This is a genomic window from Paludibacter sp. 221 (assembly GCF_010501035.1).
Taxonomy (GTDB): Bacteria; Bacteroidota; Bacteroidia; order Bacteroidales; family Paludibacteraceae; genus QVMH01.
The window spans coordinates 62,361-68,360 of sequence record NZ_QVMH01000003.1; the positions used below are offsets into that span (position 1 = coordinate 62,361).

Here is a 6,000-nt window from a genome sequence, read left to right on the forward strand (position 1 = left end):
ACAAAAAATAGAATTTGCGTAATCTGCGTAATTTGCGTCCAAAAAAGACTTTTGAGACAGCCCCTTTTTGTTTTATATATAATCTTCATTTTGCCGATAGCACTATTCTTTTTTATTGCTGTCCGGTAAAACTTTTTATCCAGCAATAAATTTCACCAAGTGGCAGGTAATAAAAAAAATCCTTGATTCGTTTATGAATCAAGGATTTACATCGTTTAGCCTCTTCGAGGCTTGTGATTCAGCTGGGGCTCGAACCCAGGACCCCATCCTTAAAAGGGATGTGCTCTACCTGCTGAGCTACTGAATCTACAACAATTATGATGGTTTTTGAAAAAAGTGATTCAGCTGGGGTTCGAACCCAGGACCCCATCCTTAAAAGGGATGTGCTCTACCTGCTGAGCTACTGAATCTTGCATCAAAAACGGTTGCAAAGATATGCTTTTTTTTTCAATACGCAATAAATACGATAAAAATATCTTAGCACCTCCTACCCTATATCACGATAAACACCTAATAACAAACACATTATTACATGCATTTTTTTTACATCCATCTATATTTTTCAGCTAAGTACATGACAAAAAATGTCGAATGTTTCTTCAATCTGTTATAGGTACTCTTTTGACCTTGTCCGGTGAGCCGAAAAAACAGAAGCCCCTCCAAACCTCCCCGAAGGGGGAGGCTAAAAAGCTCCCCTTGAGGGGGATTAGGGGCCTGTTTTTCGTGCGAAGCGGGCATAGTCTTGAATGCGCCGTTTAAGCGAAGGCAGAATCAAGTTTACTTGAATTTTGCTGAACGTAGGCGCTTCAATGAAATTAGTTTTTGCTCCTTTTGCATCAAGGCAAAAGGAAATAGATAACTTAAACAAAATCATTTAATGTCAGCAAATACTGATTGCTATTCAGTTTTTTGTCATGTACTAAAATTTTTCAGTATCAAAATATTGAAAAAAGGGATGTGTCTTACAAAGTATGCTTCTGCCTGAAAGGCAGTATTTGCATACTTTGTAAAACACTTTCGAAAAAAGAATATATTAATCTGAATTAATCAAAAAATAGATTCTTTCTATTCAATATTTATTATACTTTAGATATTTATTTGTGGAGTAAATAATGAGTAAAATAACATTTAATACCCCCATTCTTTTGGATATATTTAAAAATATAGATAAACCAAAATCGGAGGTCACAGAGCACTATTATTTAAAAATAAAAAAATTAACAAAAACGCAACTTTACAACAAAACATCGATGAAATTTATTCAATCATCAAACGAAAGGCATAAAACAACTAACACACAGAAATATAAAATGAAAATAGAAAAAAATAAAGAACAAAATAATTTATTAAAACAGATGCTAAAACAAAATACGGAGACATAAAAACGTTAAATAAGCTCATTTTTCAAAAAAAAGTAGAAAAAAAACAATTTATATAAAGATTAACATTTAAATTTGTTTTAAATTTGCAATTGTATGAAGAAAAGGACCATTTGGATATTGGTTGCAGCAATGGTTCTGACATTTATAGCACTTTTTTTTGTTCAGGTCAGATATATACGGCTGAACATTGCTATTATTAACAACCAGTTTAATGAAAGTGTCAGACGAAGCCTATACCAAACCATCAGTATTGTAGAAGAAAACGAGGCATTGGAGTACCTTGCAAAAACGTTGGATGATGATTCTTTTTCGGGAAAAGCAACGAATCAAATAGAATTGGAAGAACAACATCAATTGCTGAAAAGACGTATCGACAGTCTGGCTGAGAATACAGACCCTTCCAAATCTAAAAATTTCATATCATCACAGGCTCGAAAGCGTTCGACCATAGAAGAAACATCGCGTTACCTGCAGGAACAGTACCAACAAAGATATTCCCGTTCGAGAACAATCTTGGAACAAGCTGTTTTCAGGTGGCTGAAGGGTTCAGAAGAGCAAAGTATTTCAGACAGGATTAATTTCGAAGACTTAAACATTATACTTGAAACCGCCCTGCACAACAATGGCATTGGCCTTCCATTTCATTATTCAGTTGTCGATAAACAAGGAAAAGTAATTTACAGGTACTACAAGAATGTGCCTAACGAGCAAGCTGTTCAGAACGATAACGTATATACACAACGGTTGTATCCCAACGAGGAGTCGTCTAATCCGGCTTACTTACAGGTGATATTCCCCACAAAAAAGGAGTACATAGACCATTCGTTGTATATATTTTTACCATCGGTAATTATTGTTTTCCTGATACTGATTATTTACATTGTTGCAATCGTTATCATTTTTCGTCAGAAGAATCTGAACGTAATGAAGAATGATTTCATCAACAATATGACACATGAACTGAAAACTCCGATATCAACTATATCCCTTGCGGCACAAATGTTGCAAGAAAAAGGAGTAAGCAACATGTCGCCCGAATCGCTGGCATATATATCGAATGTAATACGCGACGAGACAAAGCGTTTGAGCGTACATGTGGAAAAAGTATTGCAGATGGCAATTTTTGAAAAAGAAAATTCGACTCTGAAGCTAACAGAGATTAAAGTAAATACGCTTATTAAGGACATTATCGGAAGTTTCTCACTGAAAGTAACCAACAAGGGAGGGAAGATAATCTCGAACCTGAAAGCAACTGATGATTTGGCTTTAATAGACGAGGTACATTTCACAAACGTGATATTCAACCTTATGGATAATGCGTTTAAATACAGGGGCGAAAAATCGCTGATACTTACGGTTGAGACGTATAATGTAAAAGACAACCTGATTATCACGATAGAAGATAACGGAATAGGAATAAGTAAAGACGACCAGAAAAGGATATTTGAAAAATTTTACCGGGTTTCGACGGGCAACCTCCACAATGTGAAAGGTTTTGGACTGGGGCTTGCCTATGTAAAAAAGATTGTAACGGAACATAAAGGTACAATCAAATTGGAAAGCGAATTGAACATTGGAACGAAATTTATAATATCAATACCAATCCTTAAAAATTACGAATTATGACAGACGAAAAAGTAAAAATTTTATTATGCGAAGATGACGAAAATCTTGGCATGTTATTGAGGGAGTACCTTCAGACAAAGGGGTTCGATACAGACTTGCAACCCGACGGAGAAGCTGGATACAAAGCTTTTGCACGTAACAAATATGATTTATGCGTACTGGACGTGATGATGCCTAAAAAAGACGGTTTCTCACTGGCAGCGGACATCAGAGCAATGAACTCTGAAATTCCGATTATTTTCCTTACTGCAAAATCGATGAAAGAAGACATTCTACAAGGCTTCAAACTGGGTGCCGACGATTATTTGTCGAAACCATTCAGCATGGAAGAACTTCTGTACCGTATAGAATCTATTCTTCGCCGTGTAAAAGGTAAAAAAGCAAAAGATATTGTGGTGTACCAAATCGGAGAATTTACATTCGATTCGCAAAAACAACTGCTTACAATAAACAACGATTCTCAGAAATTAACAACAAAAGAATCAGAATTATTGAACTTACTGGCAGCAAACGCAAACAACATTCTTGAGCGTAACTATGCTTTGAAAACAATCTGGGTAGACGATAACTACTTCAATGCACGTAGCATGGACGTATATATCACCAAATTACGTAAACTATTAAAAGCTGACCCGAATGTAGCTATTATCAACATTCATGGTAAAGGTTACAAACTGATCACTCCACAACAGAACTCGAGCGAAGATTAATAAAAAACTACTCACAGAAAAAAACCGCTGAATCCAGCGGTTTTTTTTATTCCCATCCCTTTTCACATTCCAAATATTATATATAGCTTTGCAGCGTTTTGGTATCAATATCATTTCCATTGATAATTGATAAAGGGAATCCGGTGTAAGTCCGGAACAGTACCCGCTGCTGTAAGCTCTATTACAGGCCAACAGCTACAAGTTAGCTGCTTAAAACTGTAATCAAACGTGTATCGAACAATACTTTTGCCACTGGAGGAAACCGGGAAGGCGTTCGGATACAAGAGTAAGTCAGAAGACCTGCCAAAACATTATTATTCATTTTTGCTTTCGGGAGTTAATAGCAAAAAGGAAATCGGATGACTTATTCATAGTACAATCTAATTTTTCTTTATTTATCCCCCGTTGAGCTTACTCTGTTAGTTCACAATTTATATTTATGTTTAATAATAAAATTCAGAAAAATCAGATGAAAACAAAAAAATTACTTTTTTCAGCCATATTAGTATTGGCATTAGGGTTTGTATCTTGTAAAACCGAAACCGAAACTAAAGATTATTTAATCACTTTTGAAGATGTAACACTTGGCAACGACGGCTATTGGGACGGCTCTGACAAAAGCGGAAAATTTACTTCCGAAGGATTTGAATTTCAGAACAGTTATACAATATGGCCAAGCGGAATGACATCCTGGAATGGTTTTGCCTGCTCTTCAAAAACAGACACCGAAACTCAGGGATTCCTCAATCAGTTCAGCGTTATTGCAGGTAAAGGTGCCAATAACACCAAACAATTTGCAGTAATTTTTGATAATGATGCAACATTTACTTGTCCTAAAAACGAAAACGGATATTATACCATCCAAAGCCTGATGATTACAAACTCCACTTATGCTTATTTGTATATGAAAGAGGGAGACGGATACAACGAGCCTTTCGAAACCGACGATTTTTTCAAAGTTATCATCAAAGGGTTTAAAGGAACTACTGAAACCGGAACTATTGAATACTATTTAGCTGATTTCCGAGAAGGGAAACAGTTTATCTCAAAAGAATGGGCAACAGTAAATCTAAGTTCGTTAGGCGAAGTAGATAAAGTTACGTTTTCATTCGATTCTACCGACAAATCAGAATATGAAGGAGTTGTTTATTTAAACAATCCGGCATATGCTTGTGTAGATAACATCCTACTCACACAAGAAATTGAAAAATAAAACCCTTATAGTATGACCAACTGCGTTCTGCCATAATATATGCAGCTCATACAAAATAATAGCGGGCTTTCGTAAAGAAAAGTCCGCTATTTTATTTCAAAGCTATCCGCATCGCGCCATACAGGAAAACGCTCGCGAAAAACATCCAGTTCTTTTTTCGACAGCTCACATGTTTGAACTACGGTTTCGTTTAACGGAATATGGAGCAAATCGTTTCCCTTCGCATCAATCAGCCTCGAACTACCGTTGTAAACAACACCTTCGCCATCCTCCCCTATCCTGTTTACCCCGCACACATAAGCCTGATTCTCCAATGCACGTGCAGCAAGTAAAACATTCCAGACTTTAATGCGCGACTGAGGCCAACTGGCTACATAAATAAGCAAATCGTACTCATTACCTACATTGCGCGACCACACAGGAAACCGCAAATCGTAACAAACAAGCAGGCTGATACTGAAACCCTTATAATTCACAATCAGACGCTTATCGCCTGCCGAAAACAACTTATCCTCTCCACCCATTGAAAAAAGGTGACGTTTGTCAGCAGTCCGCATGGTAGTATCAGGAAAAACAAAGAAAGCACGATTGTAAATTTTGCCATTTTCAGCAGCAATAAAACTACCAGCAATAGCCATATTATACTCCTGTGCCCACCTCTTCAGGCACGATACAGTATCTCCGTCCATCCCTTCTGCCAAATCGAGCCTGTCGGTACAAAATCCGGTAGCGAACATCTCCGGCAAGACAACCAAGTCTGTCTTTCCGGCTAAGTCCTTTAGCCGGGAAGACATTCTGTCCAGATTAGCCTTTTTATCAGCCCAAACAATGGCATCCTGAATAATAGTCAATCGCATAAATTATATTATTGAGTCATATAGTATTTATCCGAAAATACAGTAAAAACACATAAAAAATTGAAATGTATTTTAAAAAGCATGCCCTTATAAACAGTTGAATAGCAAGGTAAAAACCTTATTTTTGTATTAAACCTTAGTAATAATAATAAACTTGCAAACTCAACCTTATTAGCTTATTAAGCTAACTTAAAAACAAGCTAATAAGGTAG

At 36.4% G+C, this 6,000-nt stretch carries 4 protein-coding genes, 2 tRNA genes and 1 riboswitch; of the genes, 3 read left to right on the forward strand and 3 right to left on the reverse strand.

The window, feature by feature from the left end:
* Positions 1-234: 234 nt before the first annotated feature.
* Together D0T49_RS01230 and D0T49_RS01235 are read right to left on the reverse strand one after the other, a co-directional pair.
* Positions 235-307: transfer RNA gene (locus tag D0T49_RS01230), tRNA-Lys, on the reverse strand.
* 30 nt (positions 308-337) lie between these two features.
* A tRNA-Lys gene (locus tag D0T49_RS01235) sits at positions 338-410 on the reverse strand.
* A 1,065-nt stretch (positions 411-1,475) separates the two neighbouring features.
* Between D0T49_RS01235 and D0T49_RS01240 the strand changes: the two genes are divergently transcribed.
* The 3 genes from D0T49_RS01240 to D0T49_RS01250 all read left to right on the forward strand — a co-directional run bounded on the left by D0T49_RS01240 (position 1,476) and on the right by D0T49_RS01250 (position 4,931).
* On the forward strand, positions 1,476-3,008 hold the full coding sequence (locus D0T49_RS01240) for a sensor histidine kinase KdpD (RefSeq protein ID WP_163628770.1): 1,533 nt from the start codon (positions 1,476-1,478) through the stop codon (positions 3,006-3,008).
* Positions 3,005-3,718, forward strand: a complete 714-nt coding sequence (locus D0T49_RS01245; protein WP_163628771.1) for a response regulator transcription factor — start codon at positions 3,005-3,007, stop codon at positions 3,716-3,718. Before D0T49_RS01240 ends, D0T49_RS01245 begins: the two co-directional genes overlap by 4 nt.
* A gap of 82 nt (positions 3,719-3,800) precedes the next feature.
* A riboswitch (cobalamin riboswitch) is annotated at positions 3,801-4,041 on the forward strand.
* A gap of 146 nt (positions 4,042-4,187) precedes the next feature.
* Complete coding sequence (locus tag D0T49_RS01250; protein ID WP_163628772.1) at positions 4,188-4,931, forward strand: DUF4465 domain-containing protein; 744 nt, start codon at positions 4,188-4,190, stop codon at positions 4,929-4,931.
* Between the two features lie 86 nt (positions 4,932-5,017).
* Here the strand turns inward: D0T49_RS01250 and D0T49_RS01255 are convergent, their stop codons facing one another.
* Entirely contained in the window at positions 5,018-5,788 is a 771-nt protein-coding gene (locus D0T49_RS01255) for an amidohydrolase (RefSeq protein WP_163628773.1), read from the reverse strand.
* Positions 5,789-6,000: the final 212 nt, after the last annotated feature.